The following is a 26010-nucleotide window of genomic DNA, read 5'->3' as shown; positions in this document are numbered from 1 at the left end:
GAATATAAACACGTCAGCTTCAGCCCGGTAAATGACTGACAGCGTGGTTGATTAACGGGGCAAGCAATAAGACCAGCAGAATGGGAGCCTTTCTACTGGTCTTATTGTTTTTATTCCATTTGGTCTTTGTATTCTAAAACCTCATAGCTGTTTCTGTCTACCTTATAGTAATTTGATGAAATACCTCCCTCACCTACAAGGGAAATTCTATACGTTGTAGGTAATTTTTCTAACCGATAACAATCTTCGCTCCCCCCTTGCTCCTTAACTGCAGAAATTTCAATAAATGAATACTCATTAGAAACTTCTTGCCAATTATCCGGATACGCGCCTTCAAAATAGGCAGCATTGTTTGGATTGTCCATGGTTTTATTCAGGACTTCAACCGCTTCTTCAGTCGACCACCAGCTGTTGAAATAATAGCGAGTCAACTGGAGTTCATCAGGAAGAGACTTTGAGACTAAAGGAAGCAACTCTAAATAATAATCAAAGGTATCTTTTCCCACATGTATAGTTAGCTGATCACGGGCTCCCTTGTAAGCGTCCCGAGCGTAATCATTAAGCGGGAGATTAAAGCTACTGCCATCCTGATTGATAACGAATTCAGAAGGAAGACTGACATATCCAGTATGGTTTAGTCCATCAACCAGTCCAAAATTCATAATGCTAGCAATTTTACCAAAGGAAACTAAGAGAGACTCATCTTCTGTAACCCAAGAGGAGCTTTTCCCATTTGGAAATAGTAAATGATTCAACGATTCTGGGGTTAATGATACCTCGTCTTCATTACTCACCGGGGCTACATTGTCTGGTTCTTTCGTTGACTCAGTTGTCGTTTCGGTCGCCGAGTTTACTGTTGATTCTGTTGACAATCTAGCAGTTGATTCATTGCGGCTCGATTCAGAGGTGTTTGCGACCGTTTCTTCCTGTCCTTTGGGCGCACACCCACTCAAAATAACACTCATGATACCTACCAATACCCGATACTTTTTCTTCATAGAACCCCTTCTTTCTTTAATCATTGAAAGTAACGAACATAAGAATCAATTCGCTGTTTAACAAGTCCTTATCGTTTTCTTTTCCTTTTTCTTTTTCTTCCGATCGCACTCCCATGATTATTCGTTAGATAATTTTATCATACCTGAAAACTAACTTAGATAAAATAGCGCTTCTAATTAGTAGGAATGGCCGGATGATGATTTCATAAAGTTCCGCTTTTACTAACTTGGCTTTGGCGTGAGCTGAAACATTTAGTTCCCAACAGATAAGAAAAGCTTCGCAAACTCGCTTTCGCTTAATGCTAACAAGGCTGGATTAGGAAGCTGGACACCATTAGTATGGTTTAATCAGTTTTCTAATTGTGAATAACCTATACTTTCCTTACAATTCAAAAAAGATATTTTACTCTTAGTCTGTGTAGAATACTCGTTATTTTTACTAATTTATTAGTCTCTTAGTTACACAGTCGAAGAATCATTATTGACGGGTGGTAAAATTTTAGTTGCCACATTTTTGGGATAGCTTCAAGTATAACTATTTATTCTTAATGTACTTTTCCTATTATTAAAAAATTCTAATCTACAACAGCTAAAATTCTAATCAAAAGCATTCAAAACGGGTTTCTTGCATATTGATGATTAGTAAAATAACGTTTTTTAGTGAATTTTTCATCTATTTCACAAAAAATGCTAACTTGCACAGACCCCCTCTAACTTGCACAATTAGGCTCGCCTAATTTTAAAAAATGTTGATTTAACAGTCTTTTCAAAAATTGGCTGTGCAAATAAGAGGGGGCTTTTGCAAAGTAGCACTACTTGCTTTTTTTTGAAAATCGTATATCTTTTTGGTAGCGGCTGAACAAATCAGAAAACAACCCCACTGACAGAGTTGGAATACTCTCACAAATTAATTAAATGAGAAGGCTTTCTAAACAACGTTATTTTAAATAAACTATTAGAATAGAAAAGGAGCAAAAAAATGGTCAAACGCATAACCAAAATTATGGTAACACTTAAAAACCCTCAAGGAAAAACCAAGAGTCTACTCTTGCATCACCCATATGCTCGTATTGGTCTGACGCAGTCATCATTAGCCTTGATTGAATTGTTTCAAGAACTCACTATATCTCGAGAAGAAAATTATCGTTTGATTAAACTTGATAGCTTTACTCAGTGTTTTGATGCTTATGAACATTCTGTTTTTGAGGACTATATAAAGCCTAAGAATATTTGAGCCTAGCCTCTGCCACTAACCAGTTTTTGCATCACTTGCGCGCAGCTGTGAAAACTGGAGAATATAGATTTTTTATCATCACAACAAGTAACTTGTATTTTTTCAAAAAAATTATTACCTAAACTATGAGAAAGCTGCCCGTTCTGCTTTTCCCAGTTTCTACTTGTAGTGGTTTCTAGCACTATGTTTAACTACAAATATAATCAGTGTGGTCTAGCAGAATGGTATGCGGCTCGAAAATATAACTAATTTTTCAAGAAAATTATTTCCTAAATTATGAGAAAGCTGCCAGTTCTGCTTTTCCCAGTTTCTACTTGTAGTGGTTTCTATCGCTATGTCTAACTACAAATATAATCAGTGTGGTCTAGCAGAATGGTATGCGGCTCGAAAATATGACTAATTTTTTCAAAAAAATTATTTCCTAAATTATGAGAAAGCTGCCAGTTCTGCTTTTCCTAGTTTCTACTTGTAGTGGTTTCTATCGCTATGTCTAACTACAAATATAATCAGTGTGGTCTAGCAGAATGGTATGCGGCTCGAAAATATGACTAATTTTTTCAAAAAAATTATTTCCTAAATTATGAGAAAGCAGGGAGCAAAAATGTCAGAATTACCTTTTACTCACCAACAAATATTCACTTTATCATTGGAAACGATCGAACAACGGATTTCGGAATACTATGACGAAACGCAAAACGGAACAACGACTATTCAACTGTTGCTTGCTTTACGGGTGCGTTATCAGTTAGGAGCAGAGGAATTTGCCTTAGTCCTGCAAGATTTAGTGAAATACTTATTTACCTGCACTAAAGCAACCCGCACAATGAAACGTTTTTTCTACTATTTTGTTGATTACTTTGATGCAGCAGAATGGAAAAAATTGAGTATAAAATTGTTCCCCGTTAGAATTTTTATTGAGAAAGCCAAAACTATTGTCCAAGCACAAATTGCTAAATTCTTACCGAATGAAACAGCTGTACCTTAAAAAAACATTTATTGTCTGTCACTTAAGCAAAAAATTATGAAAGGAGATCATCATGATTAAACTAGTAAGCACCTTTCGCAATAGTGAAGGGAAAAAACATAATTTAACCGTGAAAGATCCGGACATTGAAAAGAATCCCGATGAAATCAAAGAATCCTTAGAGCTGTTAACCCAATTGACGATTTTTGAAAAAGATGGCGTTGGCCTATTCGAAGAAGTGGTCAGTGCCAAATTTGTAGAAACCATTGAAACACCGATTTTTAATCAAGAAGACTTTCTTAGTGATCCGAATCAACCAGTAGTATTCAAGCAGTCGGTGTTAGCGCTCCATTCAAAAGTGCTGGAAAAGGATGCGTCAGAAGAAAAAATTCTTGATCCTACCAGCTTTGAACATTCCATGCAACCTACCAGTACCTACAGTGAACTGCCAGAACTACCTACAGTAACTCTTGATTTGCCCGTTCAAAAAGAACCAGAGGCAGTGCAGTTGGATGATGCCAATTTAGCCATAAAAGCCCCTCCCCCTAATTTCCTAAAAGAACTATTTCGCCGTAAGAAAAACAGGAGACGACGGCAGCAAAGTCCTCCGGATTGATGAATTACAGCAATCCACCTACGTTCCTTGACAATTAAATAAAAAAACTAGCTTGTTGCTAGCAAACTAGTTGACGAAACCGGAGACCGCTAAAAAATCAGCAATCACCCTTTTAAGGCAATCGCTGATTTCTGTTTGGCTATAATTTTCGTTGACCGATTAATGCCGCTCCGATAGCTCCAGCATACTGGGATAATTCGTTAGTGTGCACAGGTGCATGAACGTAAGAAGCTAAGACTTCCGCAAACTGAGTACTGCGCGATAGTCCGCCAGTAAATAGAACTTCTTCCCCCCGTTTTGGTCGCAGCTTGGAGTATTGCCCACTGATCCGCTTAGCAATGGAATGAAGCACCCCGCAGGCAATGTCTTCCCGTTTTTCGCCTTTAGAGATCATGCCAATGACCTCTGATTCAGCAAAGACGGTGCACATGCTGTTGATGGTTACTGGTTTGCCACGTGCAGCGAACTCATCCAGTTTGGTGATGTCTTCACCCAGTGTACGCATCATGACTTCCACAAAACGGCCAGTTCCTGCTGCACAGCGGTCATTCATATTGAATTCTACCACGGTGCCCTTGCCGTTTAGTTGAATCGTTTTACAATCTTGTCCGCCAATGTCGATGACCTGCTTGATGCCGGGCTTTAGGTATTCAGCGCCTTTGCCATGGCAGCTGATTTCGGTAATCGCTAGATCACTATCGATCAATTTCCGACCATAACCGGTAGTAATTAATTTCATTGTGTCTTTGGTCAGCTGATGCTCTTTCGTAAAACGATCCACAATCTCGGCCATCGCCCCCCGGGGATCACCGCCAGTTGGGATCAAGTACTTATCAATCAGCTGGTCGTCTAAGAAAAGAACCCCTTTAGTCGTAGTGGAACCGGAATCCATGCCTAGATAGTACATGCTTTTTCTTCCTCTAACATTTCGATAAAGGCGGTAACTCGAGTATTAATCTGCTCAATATCGGAAGTAGAATAATCGGTTTCTAAATAAAGGTATGGGGTATCCTTCTCTTCGTTTAAATAGCGTTTGATCTTCAAAGATTCCACTGAAAATGGAATACAGTTTTGCAGCACCATATCAATCACACCATCCACTTGATAGTCATCCACCATTTTACTTAACAGGTCTTTGCGTGGTTGGTTATTGGACATGCAGGCACAGCCGATATTGATATACTTATCTACTAAAGCTTGGTATACGTCCTCTGTGTCTTCATCGACTAAGCGTTCCACTGCTTTACTAACGGTACAATTTTCGAAGGCTACAACGATGCCGCCGTTGTCTTCGATGGCTTTAATTACTTTTTCCGTGACTCCGCCCATTGGAGAACCGGTGATCAGAATTCTTGGTTTTTTCGGTAGTACTTTGCCTTCCGCGTATGAAGTCTTCACTTTTTCCGTAGTTTCTTCCAGCATTTGGATTACTTCTTGTTTGTCAAACTTGTATTGAGAACCATACATCACTTGGAAAATTTCGGTACCACTGATTGCTGGCGGATTTAGTTGGCCTAGGCGGTAAAAGTTTTGTTTAGCCTGGCGTTCGTAATTTTTCATCTTAATAGCTTCACGAATTTGTTCCTCAGTGATGGTTACGTCGAAGAAGTCTTCCAGTTTTTCTTTGAAGTTGACTAATTCGCTATACCATAGTTTTTTACTGGCTTCACTGTCACGATTATGAGGCAGGTGCATCAGGTAAGTATCCTTGAACTCCTCCATATATTCGTACATTTTTTTCTTGCCGTCACACGTGGTTTCACCTACTACCAAGTCAGAAAAATAGAAATACGGGCATTTGTCGGTTTTACCAAAACCATAGCTAGACTTGATTAACGGGCATAAATTCCGTGGCAAATCCTCTTCCGCATCTGGAATGGTTTCATCTGAAGTGGAGCACAAGCTGATTTGAATCGCGCCGCTAGCCATTACCAGCTCTTCCGGCATAAAAGTACAATAAACTCCCACAACTGCTTGCCCCTGTTCTTTGAGATTTTTAACAGTTAAAAAACCTTGGCGGCGTGCTTCACCAAATTCATCAAAAACCTCAGGTAACTCTGTGCGTAATTCCATTATTTATATCCCCCTTTTTTATTGTTCGGTACGTAATCTTGATTCCTTAGATTGTCTTAAATCTACTCCGTTAGCTTTGCAGGTTACCATGCTGGCAACTACGCCGCCGTTTAAGTTAACGACTGTCCGACCCATATCTACTAATGGTTCAATAGCGATAAAGACCCCTGCCAAACCGACTGGCAAGCCTAGTGCTGAAAGGGTAATGATAGTAGCTACCGTTCCTCCACCGCCTGTTCCAGCGATTCCAAAAGACGTCATGGCAATCATGAAAGCTGCATAAAATAAAAATTGTGGTGATAACGGATTAATTCCTTGTGTCATCGCTACGATCGCAATAATGATTCCTGGATACAATCCGGCACAGCCGTTCATTCCCATAGATGTCGCAAAAGAAGCACTTAAGCTGGAGATCCCTTTTGGAATACCTAGCTCTTCTTGCATTTCTAAATTCATCGGCATTGAGCCAGCACTAGATGCTGTAATGAAGGCAAAAGATAATACTGGCAAGGCTTTTTTCAAGTAGCGAATTGGTGATACTCCACAAAAAGCCATGATTCCTAATTGAATGCCTAGCATAATCAGCATCGCCACGTAACAAGCTACAAAGAATTGGGCTAGTTTCCAAACAGCCGACAAATCATTATTTACCACTGTTGTCGTCATAATTGTTAAAACAGCGTAAGGTGCAAATGATAGGAATAAGCGCACTACTGACATGATGATTTCATAAATGCTGTCCATTCCGTTTTTGAATAGTAGGGCTTCTTTGGGTTTCTTGTCTTTGATGCGCAAGTAAGCCACACCTAGGAACAAAGCAAAAATGACTACGCCCAAAGTGGCACTCGCCCGTTGTCCAGTCAAATCGTAAAAAGGGTTTGATGGGAAAATAGCAACGATTTTTTGCGGCAAGGACAACGCTTGTTCGCCGCCAGCTACATAGTTTTTCTCAATATCACTGGCCGCACTTAAAGCGGATTGACTGATGTTAAAGGTGCTGCCATCAATGTTAGCAAAATATCCCGTTGCCATTCCAACAATTCCTGCTAAACCGGCTGTGATAATCAATGTTCCTACTACCGAAACACCAATTTTAACAACGTTAGTTTTGATCTCAATTTTAGTGAATGCTAGAATCACACAGACTAAAATTAACGGCATGGCAATCATTTGTAAAAGTTTTACATAGATGCTGCCAAACATCCCTACCCAATCAGAAAATAGTGCGCCTTCTGAGGCCGAAAACAGCTGGTTGAAAATGATGCCGATCACAATCCCCAACACCAAAGCTAAAACGACTCGTTTTGAAAAAGGAACCTTTTTGCTTTTTAAATACATCAATCCATAAATAGACGCAATAATTACAATAAACGATACAGCGATTAACATTTTACACTCTCCTAAAATCATTGTTTAGGAAGCCTAGTCTCGGGTTTTCTCACCAAGATTTCCTCTGACTTTTGAGACACGACAAAAAAACATACGACAAGTGTATGTTTCCTCTGCATATCCTTTTTTATGTGACAAGAATCACATATGGTTGCACACCAAAAAGACACCCATAGGAAAGACTATCGACTTCACTAACTTAGAACCTCTAAGCGTATTGCCTACTCAAAGTCAAAAACGATGAACTCTCATCTTTCCCACCTGCCTTTTCTACACGGAAATCTCATCCAAAGTATATCTAAAAGCGCTATCAAAATCAATGTGAGATGAGGAAATGATGAGAGTGTTCACAAGGGAGCAAGTGGTAAGGAGACTCTTAAAAAAAATGCCGATAACTCGCAAGTCATCGGCATTTTCTCATATTTATCTGGATTTTTCTTTTGGTCTTTCAAAAAAGTGGCGGTACATGGCTTCTCCTCGTCTCCGAGAGTCAAAAAGTGATTGAATATTACTGTAAATCTCTGACTTATCACTGCCGTTGCTGGAACTCACTTTTTCAAAAAACACGAAAAATCAGTACTATTTTCGTACGCTTACCATCCAACTAAACACATCGTGCCTATTTATAGATCAATAATTAGTATATTCACTTCTAACCAAACGTACTGCGAAAAATTGGACTGGCAGCTACCTCACGTTTTTGGAATTGATTTTTCAAAAACCACGAAAAATCAGTCTTATTTTCGTACGCTTACCATCCAACTAAACACATCGTGCCTATTTATAGATCAATAATTAGTATGTTCACTTCTAACCAAAAACATACTGCGAAAAGTTGGACTGGCAGCTACCTCACGTTTTAGGAATTCATTTTTCCAAGACCGCGAAAAATGAATCTGATTCTCGTACGCTTACCATCCAACTAAACACATCGAGCCTATTTATGGATGAATAAATAATATATTCACTTCTAACCAAACGTACTGCGAAAAATTGGACTGGCAACCTATAGGCGGTTGATGACTTCGTCGACGTTTTTAATTGTAACGGAAATGGTTCCGTCGGGGTTATTGACGAATTCGATTAGCTCAGGATTGCGGTAGACATCTAGAGGTACGATTAGTTCAATACCGTTTGAGAGCTTCAGCTTTTGTTTGCCGTATTTCTTTTCAGTGATTTCTCGGACTTCACGCGGCATCGGAGCTTGATCTACGTAGCCTTTTTCCACCACTTCTTCTTGGAAAGCTAACTGTGCAGAGATGTTGTCCTTGAAAACTTTTTCTGCGACTTCTTTGGCATCCAGCTGACCGTTTTCTTCCACTGATTCGTAGACGGCTTCCTTCACATCAGCGATGATGTCGTGTTTGGGACTTTCAAATTTGGCACCGATTTGTTCGGCAACTTTTTTGATGACCTTGACACTTTCTTCTAACGATGGGGAAGGCTCTGCTTCGATTACATCAGTTGAAAAATATAAACGCTTTTCCCCAGAGAAGGGATATTTTTTCTCGATAAGTTCAAAGCTCAAATTGTCCAAATTCACAGTTAAGCCTTCATCCGCCTTCTGGGTTTTTCCAGAAAGAATCGCCCGATGGAGAATCAATTCATTGACTAGCCCAGCGTCATTGGAGTCGACAAGATGGGTATACCCTTCGTGATAATTTACCTTTAGGAAGGCTATATACAGCTGAGTATCTTGTTCGTACAAGGCCACAAATACATCGGCACTAGGCGCTTCTTCGCTTTCCTGATAGGCATTGTACCAGCGTTCCACGATTTTTTCACTGGCAGGTAAAAAATCGTGCTGAGACTGGCGGCTTAATTGAGCGAACTCGGAGTCTTCTGCTAAAATACCGGTTTTGGTTTGGGCAGAGGATAGCTTTTGAATTTTCTTGATTAAATATTCTCGCACGTACTCACGTGTTAAGTCTAATTCCTGCTGGCTATAGATGGGCGTGCCTGTCTCCCGATCAATAATGTGCAGCGCTGCTTTTTTTAAATAAATATCCATGATTTTCCTACTTCCTAATTACTAACTCACTCATCATACACAAGAAATAGGAAACATGGCAAGTTTTATTTTTGCTGAATCAGCACGCCGTCTTCCATGCGGAAAATGCGATCGCTCCACTTGGTCATCCGTTCGTCATGGGTAACCATTACGATAGCTTTATTGCGGCTGTGGGCTTCTTTAGCTAACAACTTCACCACATCAAAAGCATGATCGGAGTCTAAGCTCGCCGTTGGTTCATCAGCTAAAATCAAGCTTGGATCATTGAACAAGGAACGAGCGATTGCCACTCGTTGACGCTCCCCACCAGATAAGGCTTTGGGAAATTGTTCCCGCAGTTCCCAAATATCCAAGGATTTCAATAGTTCTTCAATCTTCTCAGAATTCTTCTGCTTTTCAATCCGTTCGACTAATTCGAATTGTTCCTTCACCTTTAAAAAAGCAATCAAATTGGAGCTTTGCAAAATAAAGCCGATTTCTTTAAAACGAGCCTTGGAACGTTCTTTTTCCCCCATATGGGTAAAGTCTTGCCCGTTGATTTCAAATGATCCCGTGGTGGGCGTTTGTAGTCCGCCGGCAATGGTTAAAAAAGTACTTTTCCCTGAACCGGAAGGACCGATAATGCTGACGAATTCTCCACCATTTACGGTAAAGTTAATTCCTTTTAAAGCAGTTACTTCTGTGTGGCCTTGACCAAATTTTTTGACAATATCTTTCATTACTAGAATTTCGTTGTTCATCCTATTCTCCTCCAATCGCTGTAACAGGATCGACCTTGGTGACTGTGCGAATGGAGAACAAGCCGCCAATCATGGTTACGAGAACCAAGATGACACTGTAGATGCCCCATTCTAGCCAATCAACGCTAAATGGCATCGCATCAGGTAGGACTAAGCTAGTTAGTTCACTGAATAACACGGCTAGTGCTACACCAACAATCCCGACAATCAAAGCTTGTGCTAAAATTGAACGTACCAGATAACCAGTTGATACACCTTGAGCCTTCATCACACCAAATATTGCAGTCTTTTGTAAGGTCATTACATACATGAAAATACCGATAATTGCAGCAACGACCACAAATAAGAAGTAAATCATCGCATCTAGGGTTAATTTTTCAGGCTTGTAGCCAGGCAAGCTTTCCACGAAGTCATCGCTAGTCAACTTTTGCATTTGCTTTTGGCCGTCTTCAGTTGTGATTGAGACTTGACTAGGAGTTTGATCCTTCACTACGACTGCACTAATAGGTTTTTGGGCATCACTAGCAAAAGGCTGTGCGCCGTATTTTAACTCTGTATAACCATCTAAATTCATATACACGACTGGTGCAATCATATAAGTAGAAGCTGGCACGATGCCTACTACCTTAAATTCCTTGCCGCTGCCTAATTTCACCGTTTGGTTCAGTTTGAAACCGTCACTTTCCAAATTTTCACCAATCACAATTTCATTGTCGGCTTCCACTGAACGACCTTCTTTAACCTTTGGTACGATAAAGCTGTCACTGTCAGCACCGAAAATTGAAACATTGGTTTTGTCATTGCTGTTGGTCCGTTCCATTGCCGATGAGAAAATACCCACGGCAGTTTTATCAGTTGCATCCACGCGGTCTGCATCACTACGGGTCAATTGTGAAGCACTGGCAATTTTGTTGCTGTCTTCTGATAAGATCACTGTTTTGGCCTGCCAATCATCCACGGCTTGGCGATTTCCCTGCGCTAGCCCGTTAGCTAGTCCAGATAAAATAAATACAACATAAGCAACTAAAAACATGATGCCGATGATAAGTCCGTAACGTAATTTTGAATAGCGAATCTCTTTCCAAGCTAAATACATATGAGTCATCCTTCCTTTTACTTGTGCTATCTTACTCCCTAAGTGACATAATGTCACTTGATCTGCTCATGTGTTATAATGTACTAAGAAAGCCTGCGCTAACTCGGCCAAACGTGTACATAGATGAACCCTTTAGCAACATCAGTCAAAGACAGGAGGAATCGCTTTGCCTAAATCAACCTTTACGAACCTGCCCACAGAGCGGCAACAGCAGATTCGTGAGCTTTTGTTAACCATCTTTTACGAAAAACCTGTTAGTCAGGTAAAGGTCAGTGAAATTGTCGCTGCTTTAAAAATGTCGCGAGGAATTTTTTATAAATATTTCGAGGATTTGAATGATGCTTATGATTACGTGATTCGTTACTATGCGGGTAAAGTGCACGGTGAGATTATTGAGTATGTGACTCATCACGAAGGCGATTTTTTCAAAGGGATGGAAGAATTTTTGTTATTAGCTGCTAAACTAAAAAAAGACGATATCCGCTATCGCGAAATCGTCCTATTAACTCAAAACAGCTATTTATTTTCTTATCGCAGCGAGGTGTCCCATGGCATGGAACTGTGGCAAGAAATTTTGGAAAAAAATCACTTTACTATTCAATCAGAAGAAGAAAGTATTAGTTTCTTGTATTTTTCCATGAAGCTAGTGATTGATTCGTTAACCGATATGCTGGCAAACAATTGGAATGAAGCTGAACTAATCGCCGATTTTCACTTCAAGAGCCGCTGGCTTACTGAAGGCTTGCGAAACAAACGATAAAAAAGCTGAGCGTCAGGTAGCAAAACCGCAACTAACGGTTCTGCTGTCTGATGCTCGGCTTTTACTTTCCTAGATCATCACTTGATAAACGAATACCGCAATAATACCACCGATAATCGGTCCAACAATCGGTACCCATGAATATGCCCAGTCAGAACTTCCCTTATTGGCAATCGGTAAAATCGCATGTGCAATCCGCGGACCTAAATCCCGTGCTGGGTTGATAGCATAACCGGTAGGTCCACCTAGTGATAGACCAATTGCTAAAATCAACCCACCCACGGCTAACACATTGACACCGCCGGCAAATTCGTTTTGAGTAAAAGCTAACAGACCTAAAACTAAGACAAAGGTACCTAAAATTTCGGTCATTAGGTTAGCGGGATAATTACGAATGGCCGGTGCTGTCGCAAAAGTTCCCAAGATTGCATCCTGATCCTCAGTGACTGCCCAGTGTGGCAGGTACGCCAACCAAATCAGGATTGCCCCAACAATCGCACCCAATAGCTGTGCAATAATGAATGGTACCACTAAACTCGTTTCCAAGTATCCTGTCATTGCCATCGCAATCGTCACGGCTGGGTTCAAGTGAGCTGGCCCCATGAAGCCGGAGATATAGGCAGCCATCGCTACCCCCATCGCCCAACCAAAGGCAATCACAATCCAGCCAGATCCTTGAGCTTTACTTTTATTCAAATTGACCGCCGCACAGACGCCGCTTCCGAGAACAATTAAGATCATTGTGCCAATAAATTCACCAAAAATTGGTACCATATCTCTGGTCATTAGTTGTTCCTCCCCTTCAATTCTGCTAGATCAGACGCTGCAATCACCGCTTCCAATTGTTGGGTGTATTCTTCTTTTGCTTCATCCGTCCATTCTAAATACTCAGCCATTGCATCAATGACTGGTTGTTTCAGCTCATCTAAGGTATCCCGTTCAAACAAGATGTGGTTGGTTCGACGCATTAAATAATCTGAAGGTGCTAAGATCATTTCAGCTTCTAAGGCATAGCGCAGACGCCCAGATTCGCCAACTGACAAACCTTCAAAGGGTTCTTCTTGTGCCAGCTTGAAGACTTCGACAGCATTGGTTCCGTAGAAATCAGCAATATAGCGGGCTTCTTCTTCTGATAGACCAGCTTGAACACCTTCTTCAGCCAATTCTGCAACGTGTTCATCGACTTTTGCCGGATCAAAAGCACCACCGGCTACCGGATAACGCGTCGAATCAATCAATTCGATTTCTTGATTGTATTCCTCTTTTAGTAATTGTTGGATCATTTTCATGGCACCAGCTGCCATCTTGCGGTAATCGGTAATTTTTCCACCTGACAGGGTAATTAAACCGTCTTCTTCTCGTTCCAACGAGCTACCACGGGAAACTTGAGAAGGTGATAATTCTTTTTCTTCACGACTGGTTTCTAAATGATTCAAAACATTTTCCACATCGCCTCGAGAAGCATCATCGGCTTTATATCTAGTAACTACATCAATTACGTCATTGAAACTTTTTTCTGAAATAGAACCATTATCGCCACCATTATAATCAGAACCGGCATTGCCCATTAATAACGGACGTAAGCCTGCCCAGCTAGCTTCAATGTCATCTAAGGTAAGGTTTGCCTCTGGATAACGGTGATTCACAACTTCCAGCAAATAGTCTACGTCTTCTTGTGTGACCTTGGGATCTTCATAATCACCGGTATAATCGGTGTCCGTGGTACCGAAATAAGTTTTATTTTCCCGTGGAAGGGCAAAGACCATCCGACCATCTTGCTTACCTGTGTCAAAGTAAGTGGGTTGCGGCACAGGTAACTTCTCATGATCGACCACTAAATGAACCCCTTTGGTTGGACGCATTTTAGGGACAACTGCTCGTTTAAAGTTCAGGTTGCGGATTTTATCTACCCAAGGACCGCTAGTATTGATTACTAGTTTGGCACGAATTTCGACTGTTTCTCCAGTTAATAGGTCACGGGCTTTAACCCCGACGATTTTGTCTTCTTCGTATAAAAAGCCCACCGCTTTCATTTTGCTGACCATGTAACCACCGTCTGCTGCGGCTTGTTTAATATTTTCAATTACTAAGCGTGCATCATTGTTGCGAAAATCTAAGTAAACACCGGCTCCTTGCAGTCCTTCTTTTTTCAAAAATGGCTCCCGTTTCAAAACTTCCTCTGGATCTAACACGTAATTAGCAAACGGTGTCCCTGTCACCCCTGCCAACTGATCGTATAAATCCATCGCTACTTTAATAGAAAACATATTGTAAGTAGTTGCCCCTTCATCATTATAAATCGGCAAAAGCATTGGATCAGGCTTTGGAATGTGAGGAGCAATCCCTTGGATGACTGCCCGTTCAGTCACCGTATCAGCGACTACTTCTACATCAAAATTTTTCAAATAGCGAATTCCACCGTGAACCAGCTTAGTTGAGCGTGAAGAGGTACCTTCTGCGAAATCCTGCATCTCAATTAGTCCGGTTTTCACTCCTGAAGCGGCCGCCTGTAAGGCTACTCCTGCTCCGGTGATTCCGCCACCAATAATCAGTAAATCCAGTTCTTGTTCCTGCATTGCTTTAACCGTTTCTTTTCTTGTATGAATCGAAAATCCCATGATTGTTTCCGTCCTTTCTTAACTAAATGCTTGCGTCGCTGCTACAGCTTTTTTCCAGCCGTTGTACAACTTGGTGCGTTCTTCTTCCTTCATTTGGCTTTCAAATATTTTCCCTGCTTCATAAATCTCCCGAATTTCATCGGTATCCTTCCAATAACCTACCGCTAAACCAGCTAAGAATGCTGCCCCTAGAGCCGTGGTTTCCAGATTGTATGCCCGTTGGATGGGCGTATCGAGAATGTCTGACTGGAATTGCATTAGGTACTCATTCTTAGCTGCGCCACCATCTACTTTTAAGACCGGAATTTTGATGCCTGTGTCTGCTTGCATCGTGTCAATAACATCACGAGTTTGATAAGCGATGGATTGCAAAGTCGCTTTAATGATATCTTCGCGACTAGTACTGCGAGTTAAGCCGAACATTGAGCCTCGGGCTTCTTGGTCCCAATAAGGTGCCCCTAGGCCCACAAAGGCCGGAACTACATAGACTTCATTATGATTTTTGGATCGTTTAGCAGCCTCTTCAGATTCGCTGGCTTTCTTCATTAACTTTAAGCCATCTCGCAGCCATTGGATGGATGAACCAGCCACGAAAATACTCCCTTCTAACGCATAATAAATCTTGCCATTAATGCCATAGCCAATCGTTGTCAACAAATTATTCTTCGATAGCTGCGGTTTTTCTCCGGTATTCATCACGATAAAAGCCCCAGTACCGTACGTATTTTTCACCATCCCGGGCTCAAAGGCCATCTGACCGAATAAAGCCGCTTGCTGGTCACCGGCCATTCCGCTAATCGCTACTTCTGCGCCAAAGAAATGATACCCCTGCGTATACCCGTAAATTTCCGAGTTTGAGCAGGCCTTTGGCAACATTGAACGGGGAATCTTTAATAAATCCAAAATCTCCTGATCCCAGTCAAGGTCGTGGATATTAAACATCATCGTCCGACTGGCATTGGAATAATCCGTTACATGTGCGCCACCATCCGTTAATTTCCAAGTTAACCAAGTGTCAATCGTGCCGAACAATAACTCACCATTTTCTGCCCGTTCTTGAGCACCTGCTACATGATCTAAAATCCAGCGAATTTTCGTGGCTGAAAAATACGCATCGATAATCAGTCCCGTTTTCTGATGAATAAATTCGCTGTGCCCGGCTTCTTTTAGCCGATTAGCAATCGGCGCTGATTGACGCGATTGCCAGACCACCGCATGATAAATCGGACGCCCCGTATCTTTTTCCCAAATTACGGTTGTTTCCCGCTGGTTGGTAATTCCGATTCCTTCTACTTGATCGGGTTTAATTCCTGATTCGATAAAAGCGCCGGCAATTACTGACTGCACTGAGTTCCAAATTTCGTTGGCATCGTGTTCTACCCAGCCATCCTGTGGAAAATATTGCGTAAACTCCTTTTGCGAGCTGCCAATTTGGCGTCCCTTTCGATCATAAATAATGGCGCGTGAGCTGGTGGTTCCTTGGTCAATTGCCATAATAAAAGTTTCAGTTGTCATCCTATTCTCCTCCTGAGTTCTAAGAAAACGTTTTCTTTACCTGCATTTATCATACAACACTAACACTGATGCAAACTGTCAAAATTCAGCAACTTTCGTGTGATCTCTGAAAGCTATGCGGCTAAAGCTGATAAGAATGCTGTTAATCGATTAGGTTTTTGCTTTTTTCAAACGAGTAATATAGGCTTTGATTTCTTTCAAATCATAAGCTGAAGCATATTCAGAGAGTCGATAAATTATAGGCTGCCCAAGATAATCCAGTGAATGAGATTTAGTGGTGAGAATCATGTCATAGCTGCGATCCTCCTGATAATTCTCAACCTGAACACCTATTATAGGACGCAGTACGCTAACCAGCAGTTGGTAAAAAGGCTCTTTCCACGCATCCGTTAAATCAATCCCAATTTGAACATTGTCCATTAAGTAAAAATCAATCATTGACAGCACCGTCCCATAATTTTGCGGTAAATAGCGCTGCAACGTATCAGTTTCATTGATCGGTTGATTAAGCTGCTTTAACGCTAATTCAGTCAGTTGATCGATTAGCTGACTCAAAGCGGGACCTAATAAGTGCTTTTGCTTGTTTAACATCTGATCTCGCTGGTAGGGTTCGATTTTCCCTTGGAAGAAATACAGTTCATTATGAATACGCGCCAATTGATAGCCAATCTTTTCTTCCATTTGAATCGATAAACGACGCGGACGATAATGCAATAGCAATGTCTCTCGGACATACACATCAACGACTGCAGTAGGTAATTTTTTACTGCGTAATAATTCGAAATGATAGGCAGTCTCTTCATCCAATAATTGGTTAGCAACAAAAAAACTGTAAAACAGCATACTTTCATTTTTCGTCACCTCCAAGGAAGTCCGACTAAAATACAACGTCACCACGTGATCGATTTTTTGATACAAAGCATCCTTCAAATAAGGTTTCATCAACTGCTGGATTTTTTTACTTTGACTTTTTTTTGCTGTTAAACGTTTGCGAGTGACGCCTAGCCAGCAGCAAATTTGTTCAAGCGCTTCTGGTGAGAAACGGGTTTTTAGAACCTGCTCCAAGGCGCGGATAAACTGTTGATTTTCCGGCGTCTGCTGCATAAATTTTGGCAGACGATTCGGTAAAAACCGATACAGCTGACTATAAAAATAGCGGATTTGTCCTTCCTCACCGATCCATTGGCCATTTTTAATTTGCAACCCGAATTCAGCAAGCAATCGGTTCAGTTCTTTGATTTTGCGAAAAACAGACGACTCGCTAATCATAAACGTATTGACTAGCTGTACGATGGTAAATTCTTTGTGATAAAGCAGGTACTCTAAAATTTGAAAGTGGAGGCTTTCACTGGTCAACAACTCTACGACATCCGCTAAGTTGTTTTCTGCTGGTAGTTGCAAAATCAGCTCGCTATTTTCATAAACCAGCTGCAACGGAATATGGGAGACTTGGCAAACATAAACCAAATCTTCTACATATTGTTCAAAGGCGTTGCGGGACAATCCGACAACTTTTCGTAAATCAGCTACCGGTACCTGCCCGCCTTGTACAATCAGCTGCCGTAAAATCTCTAACTGCAGCTGCTCTTTTTTTTCTAATAATTCATCAATTCGCATGACGATCCTCACCTCTTAAAAACAGAGTTTCAGGCAGGTTTAAAGCCGGATGGAAGTATTCTTCGCTTTGTCGAAGAGAGGTTTTCGTCTGCTTTAAACGAATGGCTTCTGCTAATTGATTGATTTTTTCCAGCACGGGAGCGGGGCTCACAATTTGGGCCCCTAACAATTGCTCAGTTTCGTTATCAAAGATCAGTTTCACTCGCTGCTTTTCTGGTGACAGTAAGCTAACCGAAAGCTCCGCCACTTGGCTAGTAATCTTCGTAGGATAAAAAATCCCTTCACTTTCTGTCAGTCCAGTACTGCCAACATAGTAGCCAAACAACTGATTACCCACGGTACGCAACGTTCCTTGATCTTCCTGTTTAGGTCCTGCTAAGTTAACTGCTGCTACTTTTGCTGTACGCAACGCATTGTTAACTAGCGAACTATACATCGACTCACCAGTCGGACGGAAGATCACTTGAACCGCATCACCTACCGCAAATACATTGGTTCGGCTCGTTTGCATCCACTGATCCACCCAAATTGTCCCGTCATCATTTAGCGTTAACGCATTTTCCCAAAGTGAGTTATCCGGTCGAACACTTGTGGCAATCAATACTAAATCAAACTCTTCCTGCTTTTCGGCAGTCGTTAATGTTACCACTTCCTCTGTTTCCACCAGTTCTTCGACAAACGTATTTAGCTGAAGAACAACTCCCTTAGCTTCAACGGCTTTGACTAACGGTTCAGTCATTTCCTCGTCTAAATAACGAAAAAGCAGCTGAGAATTACTTTCAAACAAATGCACCTGTTTGCCGATTATCGCTAAGCCTTCTGCCAGCTCCAAGCCCACTTGACCAGCTCCGATAATGGCAATTTTTGCGACTGTTGGCAGCTGATCTACCAACAACTGTGCTTCACTGCGTGTTTTAAAACGGACAATTCGTGCTTGTGGTTCTTGAGGGTCCTTTAAGCTGTAACGGGAAAACTGTCCCGAACCAGTCGCAACAATCAAACGATCAAAGGGAACGGTTTCATTTGTATCCAATCGTATTTGATTTTCTGCTTCCAGCGCTACCACTTGCTGGTTGCAGCGCACGTCGATCTGATAGTCGTTTCTTAATTCTTCAGCTGTCCGCCAATGCAATTGATCCAAAGCGTTCACTTTCCCTTGCAGAAAAAGAGCTAAACTGCCCGGAATGTACCCAATCTCTGGTTGCTTTTCCAGTAAGACAATCTCCGCTTCTGGGTAGTATTCTCGACTGGTTATCGCCCCTTGAATCCCTGCAAAAGAGCCGCCAATAATTACAATTTTCATCCCTACCATCCCCATTTCTACTTATACAGCTATCATAACATGACAAGAAAAATCTGCTATTCCCAAAAGCTTAATAAACTGACTCCTCTGCTAGTCAGCCATTATTCTAAGCAAATACAAAAAGCGGCTGTGACATAAAACGCCACAGCCACTGAAAACCGCATAATCGGTGTAACTAAAGCAGCTATTTCGGAAATAAGCTGAACACTTCTATCACAACCTCAAGCAATTATTCATTTGATTTTAGTGCATCAATCATATTAATATGCTTCAATTTCACATGTGTTACCGCCATAACAATCAAGGTAAACACAATTGTCAAGCCACCGGAAATAACATACGCTGTCCAGTGAATCACTAGTGGGAAGATGACATTTTCCATAGATGCTTGATGCAGGATAAAAGCAGTCAGCACAATTCCTACACCATAACCTACTACGATTCCCAACAAGGTAAAAATGACATTTTCTCGGAAGATATACATAGTTACTTCCTTATCGAAGAAACCTAGCACTTTAATCGTAGACAGTTCACGAATCCGTTCGGAAACATTGATGTTGGTTAAGTTATATAAAACGATAAAGGCTAACAAGCCAGATAATACCACGAATATCAGCACGATCGCATCCAGATTTGCCATTGAATCCTCTTGGGCTTCAATTTGTTGTGAAACAAACGAGGTGTTCACTACCTGCTCGCTTGCTAACAACTCCTCTGACAATTGATTTTCTTGGTCTTCATTCATTGTTTCGGTGCTGATGAAGTAAGCGTTAGGCTCATAGTCATCTCCGCTGACTTTTTGATAATAATCCTGAGATATATATAGAAAATTCCCTAAATAATTCTCTACAATATGGCTAATTTTCAACTTCAGCGGTCGCTGATCACTATCGTAAACTGTCACCTCATCTCCTTCAGTGAGGGCAAATAATTCCGCCGCTTTCTCGGTAATAGCCGCTCCTTGGTCACCTAAAGTAACCTCTTGCTCATCGGCATTTTTCAAATGCACATAATCTGAAAACGACTGAGCATTTTGCGGTACCATCATATTTAGCTGCTGCGTACCTTGTCCCTTTTGACGGATTTCTACTGCCTCATTGTAGCTTGGTAAAAAGGCAGTTACCTGATCTTCTTGGTCAAAAATAGTTTCCACTATTTGCCGATCCGCTTCAGTATCAGCCTCATCCGACAAAGTAACAATTCCTTGATAAGCAATAATCGGACCAAACTGCTTAGCCGTTACTGAACTCAAAGAATCCTTTAAACCCACTCCAGCAACCATTAAGCCAGCACACCCAGAAATCCCGATAATCGCCATGACCATTCGTGATTTGTAACGTAGTAGATTGCGGTAGCTTACCTTTTGATTAAAGCTTAAGCGAGTCCACAAAGGTTTGATATATTCCAAGAAAATTCGTTTACCTGGTTTCGGTGCTTTTGGCTGCAGTAATTGCGCTGGTTTTTCTCGCAAATCCTTCATTAACACTAATAATGCCGAACCAAGACTCGCTAACACAAATGCAATCGCCGCTTGAATAATCGGCCGAGCTAAATAATAAATATACACCTGTTCGAAATTGTAGCGCTCACTAGACAGGACAAAGATAATCCGGGGCAAAGCTTCAGTCCCGATCACACTACCTAAAACAATCCCAATGGTTGCCGCAGACAAGGCATAAATGAAATACTTTTTCGAAATTTCAAATTTGCTATAGCCTAAAGCTTTCAAGGTACCAATCTCCCGTCGATTTTCTTCCACCATTCGAGTCATCGTGGTAAAAGTAATCAAGGCAGCAATGAAGAAAAAGAAAACTGGAAAGACATTGGCAATCGCCGCAATCCGCTCCGACAAATCGCCATACTCTTGAAAGCCCGGATTGTCCGAGCGGCGATGGAAGGAATAGCTAGGCTCTTTTAGTTCCGCCAACGTCTGCTCCTGTTGAGCGATTTCTGCTTGGGCGTCGGTCAGCTGCTGGCGGTTTTGATTAAGTTCCTGTTGGACTGCCACTAATTGTGCTTGCTGCTCTGCTGGTAATCGGGCAGCAAAGGCTTGTTGCTGCTGAAGCTGACTTTCGGCCTGATCTAATGCGGCTAAACCATCAGCAACTTTAGTTTTCTCTGGCTCTAGCTGTTCATCGGCATCTTGGCGAATCTCTGCCAGACGTTCCTGTGGGCGATTAGCAAACAGTTCCTCTGCTGCCTCACGATTTTCCTCCATTACATCATCGTAAGCACTGCCATAAGTTTCCAGTCCACGTGTATTAGCAAAGGTCAAATACAAAATGCTATAAACATCTGAGGTAAACTGTTCTTTGGGAACATAAGCAAAATAGTTTACCCGGCCATTTCCAACATTGGATAAGCCTCGTTCACTGGTACCAATAAACATTGGCGAGTTCACAAAGCCGACAATTTCATAGCGTTCATCGGCTAGTTGATCCGAATCCTTAATTTCGTAAGTATCTCCTATTTCATAGCCCATATTTTCTGCCTGACTATCTAACACCAGCTCTTGATCTGTTTCCGGCAAACGACCTTTAGTAACAATCAGCTGATTTTGTTCCTGTTTAGGGTCATAAGAAAAAACCTGTACGACCTCATTTTTATCGGGATCGGCATAAAAGAATTGATACCCTGCTTCGACTTCGCTATCAGACAGTTTTTCCGCCTGTGAAAGATCGGCATCAGTCAGACCGCCCGTTGAGACTACTTGCAAATCAGATAAGTTATGCTCATCAACATACTGGCTAGCAGAAGAGTTCAAAATCGGACCGGTTGCCTTAATTCCTACAAACAACATTGTTCCTAGTAAAATAATTAAAATGATCGCAATAAAGCGGCCTTTAGAATAAGCGATTTCTCGCAGACTAGCTTTTAAATAGGTTTTATTTTTCATTCACCGTCACCTACCACGTAATCTCGTCAATCGAGATCGGCTGTTCATTGACCTCCACCGAACGAACCTTGGCATCATTAATACGAATCACTCGATCAGCCATGGGTGCCAAAGCCGAATTATGTGTGATAATCAGAACGGTATTTCCTTGTACTCGACTTGCATTTTGTAAGAGCTTCAAGATCTGTTTACCAGTCTCAAAGTCCAGCGCACCTGTTGGTTCATCACATAACAGCAGCTTAGGATTTTTAGCTAAGGCTCGAGCAATCGACACTCGTTGCTGCTCCCCTCCAGATAGTTGAGCGGGAAAATTATTTAAACGATGATCCAAGCCCACCTGTTTCAGTACTGCTTCTGGATCTAAAGCCTTTGGCGATACTTCAGTGGCTAATTCAACATTTTCTTTTGTAGTTAGATTGGGAACCAAATTATAAAACTGAAAGACAAAACCGACATCTTCTCTACGATAAGCCGTTAGCTGTTTGTCGTTAAACTGGGCAATATCAGTTCCGTCGATTAATACTTTCCCTTCGTCGGCTGCATCCATGCCACCTAGAATATTCAACACTGTTGATTTCCCGGCGCCACTAGGACCTAAAATCACTGCTAGTTCCCCTTTTTTTATGCTAAAAGAAAGATCGTCATTGGCAGTAATCACTGATTCTCCCATTTTATAGTGTTTCGATACATGCTGCACTTCTACATAGTTCACTTTATGACCTCCATTAATTGAACAAGTGTTGCTTTTTTAGTCTGTTGTTAGTATACTAGGCGACATTAAAAAGAACAAGAAACAAAACTGAAAAGGCTGTTATAAAACCAACAGTTTCCTCAAAATTGTTGATAGAAAGAAGGAGCGCTCATGGTGGGCATTGCCAATAACCGACGAACAATTTACACTAAAAAGATGATTCGACAAGCATTTTTAGCATTGCTTTCACAAAAAGAACTGGAAAAAATCACGGTTAAAGAAATTACGGAAGCCGCTGATATTAACCGAGGAACCTTTTATAAATATTACAAGGACACCTTCGATTTGCTGCAAAAAATCGAAGAAGAAGTAATGAATGATTTGTTGGCGGATATTCAATTAAACAGTCAACCGATGGATACTTGGTTAACAACTTTGTTAGAAAAAATCAAAAACCGGCCGGAAATTCGTATTTTAGTATTAGGTAATACTAAGAGCAATTTTTTATCCCCGCTGCTCGAACAAATCAAACCCGAAGCGTTTCAACAATTTTCCCAATACTTTCCGACTGCTACTCAAACCGAGATGGAGCTTTACTTGTCTTACTTTGTGGAGGGTTCAGTCGGCTTAATTATCCGTTGGTTGAAAGATTTTGAAGAGTTGAATGCTCACGAAGTTAGTAAGCTCTTATTGAATGTTTTCCGGACAGAAATATACTAAAAAGACTTCGCTTTCGTAAAAAAAGTGGCTTTGACATAAAACGTCACAGCCACTGAGAACCGCATAATCGGTGTAACTGAAACAGCTCTTTCGGTAATGAGCCGAATAATCGCAAAAATATTAGAAGCTATTTTCGGATTATTCCTCGGAGCTGAACACTTCTGTCACATTCTCATTTTATGCGTTAATTGGTTAATAATTCGTTTAATTTAGCGCGCGCATCACTGTCATTAGAGATCGCAAAAATCTTCGTTGGTCCATAGTTTCCTTTTGTTCCATCATCATTTAATTCGCCGAACACCCCGCCGAGCTGCTCTTCTTTATCAGGAATGAAGATGTACTCATAGACTTGGCCATTGTCACCTAGCAAGTAGATGTGAACCGGCTTAGAACGATCTAAGTTGATATAGTAGTTTTCTGCTGTACTGCTGTTTTCTGCCTTTTGATCCAAGCCGATTGTCCCGTCCAATGAAGTGTAAAAAACACAACCGCCGACACTGTGAATGTCAAAAGCATCTGCACCAGGATGACCATTATCCTGCATCTGAACATCACCATCAATCGTCTGAGCATACCAATCCCCTATTCCGGCTGCCCCGTGGGTGAAGTAACGACTAGAAATAGCCATTCCCCCTAATTCAGCTCGCGGGATTGCCCACGCTAAAAAGTCTTGATTGATTCTTGAATGATCCGCTTCCGTTAAGGTTTGACGTCCAATTTTCGACTCTCCTTGTTCGTCGTTTGTGGAATCCCCGAGACTAGTGCTTGATGCAGTTTTTGAATTATTAGTACGTTCCTCTTGCTGAATGTCCTCAGCTTCCCATTGCTCCTGCTGCTTTTGACGCGCAAGTTGATATACGTCTTCTAACTCATTATGGACGATCACTTCTTTACTTTTTCGCAAATCCGAGGGACCCAGCCGTTCGATAACTTCTTTATAGCTTTCATCATTCATCAATTTGTTAACGGCTATCAATACGTTAACTCCAGCTTTATCATCCTCGATTGGCTGTTTGTTTTGCTTAGTATCCACGCTCAGTGCTTTGTCATACTCCACAATAGCTGCTGAGTAATCCTGTTCCTTAACTAGCTTTTCTGCTTGCGTTACATAAGTTTCAAAGGTTTGATTTTCACCTGTACCTGTTGATCGTACTGTGCACCCTGCCAGTAGAAATAAGACACTAACAATAATCCCCATCACTCGTTTCATTCAAACCGCCTCCTGCTTTATTTTCTCAAAAACGGGAAAAGAAGACAACCACTTTAGATACCTGTCATTATGTTTAGATAAACGACGAATAAAGTTCTAAACGTACACCGACATAATCCTGCTTTATTATCTAATTATAACCGTATCCGTTTGATTGCCTCATTTTGCTCAAAAAAAGAAAGCCGCAACGGGCCTTCTTCATTTTTGCTATTAGTTTTTAAAAGAATGAATCGGTGCGGGAATCCGTCCACCGCGAGCAATAAAATCAGTCGAAGCCGCAGCGTTCACCTTCATAACTGGTGCTCGACCTAGCAATCCGCCAAATTCAACGGTATCGCCAATCTTACTACCTGCTGCCGGAATAATTCGGACAGCGGTTGTTTTATGGTTGATTACCCCAATCGCTGCTTCATCAGCAATCATCGCTGAAATGCTAGCTGCCGGAGTATCACCAGGGATGGCAATCATGTCCAGACCAACTGAACAAATTGCGGTCATCGCTTCTAATTTTTCGATGTTTAGTGAGCCGTTGTTCACCGCATCAATCATACCCGCATCTTCAGAAACTGGGATGAATGCACCTGATAAACCGCCGACATGGTTACATGCCATTACGCCACCCTTTTTAACTGCATCGTTTAGCAGTGCCAAAGCAGCTGTTGTTCCATGAGTACCAACTGTTTCCAAGCCCATTTCTTCTAATACGTGAGCTACAGAATCCCCCACCGCTGGAGTAGGTGCCAATGATAGATCCACGATCCCGAAAGGAACGTCCAAACGTTCTGAAGCTGCCCGACCAACTAATTGACCCATTCGAGTGATTTTGAAGGCTGTTTGCTTCACCACTTCTGCTACCACATCAAAAGGTTCCCCTTTGACTTTTTCTAACGCCCGTTTCACCACACCCGGTCCGCTGACACCGACATTGATGATACAATCGGCTTCACCAACACCGTGGAAAGCACCGGCCATGAATGGGTTATCTTCAACTGCGTTAGCAAACACCACTAATTTGGCACAGCCAAGATCAGAAGCTGCAGCAGTTTCTTTAATGATTTCACCCATGTGTTTGATTGCGTCCATATTGATTCCTGCTTTAGTAGAACCAATATTAACAGAAGAACAAACAAAATCGGTTTCTGCTAAAGCTTGTGGAATCGAATCAATTAAAATTCGGTCCCCTTTTTGATAGCCTTTTTCCACCAACGCTGAAAATCCGCCGATAAAATCAACGCCAACTTCTTTAGCCGCTTTGTCTAACGTTTTGGCATACTTCACATAATCTGTATCATCGCTAGCAGCACCAATAATCGCAATTGGAGTCACCGAAATTCGTTTATTAATAATCGGAATACCATACTCAGATGCAATGGCTTCACCGACTTTTACTAAGTTTTTCGCTTTTGTTGTAATTTTTTGATAGATTTTTTCGCAGGCTTTATCACTGTCGCTGTCGATACAATCCAACAACGAAATCCCCATCGTAATGGTCCGAATGTCAAGATTTTCTTCTTCGATCATTCGAATGGTTTCTAGTATTTGATTGGTTTCCATGTAGC

The 26010-nt window shown here is 41.4% G+C and carries 21 protein-coding genes; 5 read left to right on the top strand and 16 right to left on the bottom strand.

The window, feature by feature from the left end:
- Positions 1-110: 110 nt before the first annotated feature.
- Positions 111-998 carry a hypothetical protein gene (locus IGI42_RS14290; protein ID WP_438716534.1) on the bottom strand — a complete coding sequence of 296 codons (888 nt, stop codon included), beginning with the start codon at positions 996-998 and terminating at the stop codon, positions 111-113.
- Between the two features lie 979 nt (positions 999-1977).
- Here IGI42_RS14290 and IGI42_RS14285 point away from each other — a divergent pair.
- The 3 genes from IGI42_RS14285 (at position 1978) to IGI42_RS14275 (ending at position 3812) form a co-directional block, all read left to right on the top strand.
- Positions 1978-2232, top strand: a complete 255-nt coding sequence (locus tag IGI42_RS14285; protein ID WP_438716533.1) for a hypothetical protein — start codon at positions 1978-1980, stop codon at positions 2230-2232.
- 601 nt (positions 2233-2833) lie between these two features.
- Positions 2834-3217 carry a hypothetical protein gene (locus tag IGI42_RS14280; protein ID WP_438716532.1) on the top strand — a complete coding sequence of 128 codons (384 nt, stop codon included), beginning with the start codon at positions 2834-2836 and terminating at the stop codon, positions 3215-3217.
- Positions 3218-3269: 52 nt separating this feature from the next.
- Positions 3270-3812, top strand: a complete 543-nt coding sequence (locus IGI42_RS14275) for a DUF2922 domain-containing protein (protein ID WP_438716531.1) — start codon at positions 3270-3272, stop codon at positions 3810-3812.
- Positions 3813-3951: 139 nt separating this feature from the next.
- On the opposite strand, the gene IGI42_RS14270 is transcribed toward IGI42_RS14275, so the two are convergent.
- The 6 genes from IGI42_RS14270 to IGI42_RS14245 all read right to left on the bottom strand — a co-directional run bounded on the left by IGI42_RS14270 (position 3952) and on the right by IGI42_RS14245 (position 11121).
- Positions 3952-4719, bottom strand: coding sequence for an acyl-CoA dehydratase activase (locus IGI42_RS14270; RefSeq protein WP_438716530.1), 768 nt, complete (start codon positions 4717-4719; stop codon positions 3952-3954).
- Complete coding sequence (locus tag IGI42_RS14265) at positions 4707-5885, bottom strand: double-cubane-cluster-containing anaerobic reductase (RefSeq protein WP_438716529.1); 1179 nt, start codon at positions 5883-5885, stop codon at positions 4707-4709. The genes IGI42_RS14270 and IGI42_RS14265 overlap by 13 nt, the downstream gene beginning before the upstream one ends.
- 18 nt (positions 5886-5903) lie before the next feature.
- Positions 5904-7274 (bottom strand): cation:dicarboxylate symporter family transporter, encoded by a 1371-nt coding sequence (locus IGI42_RS14260; RefSeq protein WP_438716528.1) that lies wholly within the window; start codon positions 7272-7274, stop codon positions 5904-5906.
- Positions 7275-8280: 1006 nt separating this feature from the next.
- Complete coding sequence (locus tag IGI42_RS14255) at positions 8281-9285, bottom strand: nucleoid-associated protein (RefSeq protein ID WP_438716527.1); 1005 nt, start codon at positions 9283-9285, stop codon at positions 8281-8283.
- Between the two features lie 65 nt (positions 9286-9350).
- On the bottom strand, positions 9351-10025 hold the full coding sequence (locus IGI42_RS14250; protein WP_438716526.1) for an ABC transporter ATP-binding protein: 675 nt from the start codon (positions 10023-10025) through the stop codon (positions 9351-9353).
- A gap of 1 nt (position 10026) precedes the next feature.
- Positions 10027-11121 carry an ABC transporter permease gene (locus IGI42_RS14245; RefSeq protein ID WP_438716525.1) on the bottom strand — a complete coding sequence of 365 codons (1095 nt, stop codon included), beginning with the start codon at positions 11119-11121 and terminating at the stop codon, positions 10027-10029.
- Between the two features lie 166 nt (positions 11122-11287).
- Here IGI42_RS14245 and IGI42_RS14240 point away from each other — a divergent pair, with 166 nt between their 5' ends.
- Positions 11288-11881, top strand: coding sequence for a TetR/AcrR family transcriptional regulator (locus IGI42_RS14240; protein WP_438716524.1), 594 nt, complete (start codon positions 11288-11290; stop codon positions 11879-11881).
- 69 nt (positions 11882-11950) lie between these two features.
- On the opposite strand, the gene IGI42_RS14235 is transcribed toward IGI42_RS14240, so the two are convergent.
- The 7 genes from IGI42_RS14235 to IGI42_RS14205 all read right to left on the bottom strand — a co-directional run bounded on the left by IGI42_RS14235 (position 11951) and on the right by IGI42_RS14205 (position 22542).
- Complete coding sequence (locus IGI42_RS14235) at positions 11951-12667, bottom strand: MIP/aquaporin family protein (protein WP_438716523.1); 717 nt, start codon at positions 12665-12667, stop codon at positions 11951-11953.
- A complete protein-coding gene (gene glpO, locus IGI42_RS14230) occupies positions 12667-14499 on the bottom strand; it encodes a type 1 glycerol-3-phosphate oxidase (RefSeq protein ID WP_438716522.1) in 1833 nt (610 codons plus the stop codon). Before glpO ends, IGI42_RS14235 begins: the two co-directional genes overlap by 1 nt.
- 18 nt (positions 14500-14517) lie before the next feature.
- Entirely contained in the window at positions 14518-16014 is a 1497-nt protein-coding gene (gene glpK / locus IGI42_RS14225; RefSeq protein WP_438716521.1) for a glycerol kinase GlpK, read from the bottom strand.
- Between the two features lie 150 nt (positions 16015-16164).
- Entirely contained in the window at positions 16165-17631 is a 1467-nt protein-coding gene (locus IGI42_RS14220) for a helix-turn-helix domain-containing protein (RefSeq protein WP_438716520.1), read from the bottom strand.
- Entirely contained in the window at positions 17621-18934 is a 1314-nt protein-coding gene (locus tag IGI42_RS14215; protein WP_438716519.1) for an FAD-dependent oxidoreductase, read from the bottom strand. The genes IGI42_RS14220 and IGI42_RS14215 overlap by 11 nt, the downstream gene beginning before the upstream one ends.
- A gap of 229 nt (positions 18935-19163) precedes the next feature.
- Positions 19164-21830 carry an ABC transporter permease gene (locus tag IGI42_RS14210; protein ID WP_438716518.1) on the bottom strand — a complete coding sequence of 889 codons (2667 nt, stop codon included), beginning with the start codon at positions 21828-21830 and terminating at the stop codon, positions 19164-19166.
- Positions 21831-21840: 10 nt separating this feature from the next.
- A complete protein-coding gene (locus tag IGI42_RS14205) occupies positions 21841-22542 on the bottom strand; it encodes an ABC transporter ATP-binding protein (RefSeq protein WP_438716517.1) in 702 nt (233 codons plus the stop codon).
- A gap of 150 nt (positions 22543-22692) precedes the next feature.
- On the opposite strand from IGI42_RS14205, the gene IGI42_RS14200 reads away from it, so the two are divergent.
- On the top strand, positions 22693-23241 hold the full coding sequence (locus IGI42_RS14200) for a TetR/AcrR family transcriptional regulator (RefSeq protein ID WP_438716516.1): 549 nt from the start codon (positions 22693-22695) through the stop codon (positions 23239-23241).
- Between the two features lie 184 nt (positions 23242-23425).
- On the opposite strand, the gene IGI42_RS14195 is transcribed toward IGI42_RS14200, so the two are convergent.
- Both IGI42_RS14195 and IGI42_RS14190 read right to left on the bottom strand, forming a co-directional pair.
- Complete coding sequence (locus IGI42_RS14195) at positions 23426-24451, bottom strand: hypothetical protein (RefSeq protein WP_438716514.1); 1026 nt, start codon at positions 24449-24451, stop codon at positions 23426-23428.
- A gap of 210 nt (positions 24452-24661) precedes the next feature.
- The gene (locus IGI42_RS14190) at positions 24662-26005 is read right to left on the bottom strand and encodes a PFL family protein (protein WP_438716513.1); all 1344 of its coding nucleotides are present in this window, start codon (positions 26003-26005) and stop codon (positions 24662-24664) included.
- Between the last annotated feature and the right edge of the window lie 5 nt (positions 26006-26010).

Source organism: Enterococcus sp. AZ109 (assembly GCF_051714625.1).
Classification (GTDB): Bacteria; Bacillota; Bacilli; order Lactobacillales; family Enterococcaceae; genus Enterococcus_A.
This window is presented reverse-complemented; position numbering and strand designations above follow the sequence as displayed.

Excerpts from the sequence above, each read along its gene's own strand:
- IGI42_RS14290 (WP_438716534.1), bottom strand. The coding sequence starts at position 998 with ATGAAGAAAAAGTATCGGGTATTGGTAGGTATCATGAGTGTTATTTTG.
- IGI42_RS14285 (WP_438716533.1), top strand. The coding sequence starts at position 1,978 with ATGGTCAAACGCATAACCAAAATTATGGTAACACTTAAAAACCCTCAA.
- IGI42_RS14280 (WP_438716532.1), top strand. The coding sequence starts at position 2,834 with ATGTCAGAATTACCTTTTACTCACCAACAAATATTCACTTTATCATTG.
- IGI42_RS14275 (WP_438716531.1), top strand. The coding sequence starts at position 3,270 with ATGATTAAACTAGTAAGCACCTTTCGCAATAGTGAAGGGAAAAAACAT.
- IGI42_RS14270 (WP_438716530.1), bottom strand. The coding sequence starts at position 4,719 with ATGTACTATCTAGGCATGGATTCCGGTTCCACTACGACTAAAGGGGTT.
- IGI42_RS14265 (WP_438716529.1), bottom strand. The coding sequence starts at position 5,885 with ATGGAATTACGCACAGAGTTACCTGAGGTTTTTGATGAATTTGGTGAA.
- IGI42_RS14260 (WP_438716528.1), bottom strand. The coding sequence starts at position 7,274 with ATGTTAATCGCTGTATCGTTTATTGTAATTATTGCGTCTATTTATGGA.
- IGI42_RS14255 (WP_438716527.1), bottom strand. The coding sequence starts at position 9,285 with ATGGATATTTATTTAAAAAAAGCAGCGCTGCACATTATTGATCGGGAG.
- IGI42_RS14250 (WP_438716526.1), bottom strand. The coding sequence starts at position 10,025 with ATGAACAACGAAATTCTAGTAATGAAAGATATTGTCAAAAAATTTGGT.
- IGI42_RS14245 (WP_438716525.1), bottom strand. The coding sequence starts at position 11,121 with ATGTATTTAGCTTGGAAAGAGATTCGCTATTCAAAATTACGTTACGGA.
- IGI42_RS14235 (WP_438716523.1), bottom strand. The coding sequence starts at position 12,667 with ATGACCAGAGATATGGTACCAATTTTTGGTGAATTTATTGGCACAATG.
- glpO (WP_438716522.1), bottom strand. The coding sequence starts at position 14,499 with ATGGGATTTTCGATTCATACAAGAAAAGAAACGGTTAAAGCAATGCAG.
- glpK (WP_438716521.1), bottom strand. The coding sequence starts at position 16,014 with ATGACAACTGAAACTTTTATTATGGCAATTGACCAAGGAACCACCAGC.
- IGI42_RS14220 (WP_438716520.1), bottom strand. The coding sequence starts at position 17,631 with ATGCGAATTGATGAATTATTAGAAAAAAAAGAGCAGCTGCAGTTAGAG.
- IGI42_RS14215 (WP_438716519.1), bottom strand. The coding sequence starts at position 18,934 with ATGAAAATTGTAATTATTGGCGGCTCTTTTGCAGGGATTCAAGGGGCG.
- IGI42_RS14210 (WP_438716518.1), bottom strand. The coding sequence starts at position 21,830 with ATGAAAAATAAAACCTATTTAAAAGCTAGTCTGCGAGAAATCGCTTAT.
- IGI42_RS14200 (WP_438716516.1), top strand. The coding sequence starts at position 22,693 with ATGGTGGGCATTGCCAATAACCGACGAACAATTTACACTAAAAAGATG.
- IGI42_RS14195 (WP_438716514.1), bottom strand. The coding sequence starts at position 24,451 with ATGAAACGAGTGATGGGGATTATTGTTAGTGTCTTATTTCTACTGGCA.
- IGI42_RS14190 (WP_438716513.1), bottom strand. The coding sequence starts at position 26,005 with ATGGAAACCAATCAAATACTAGAAACCATTCGAATGATCGAAGAAGAA.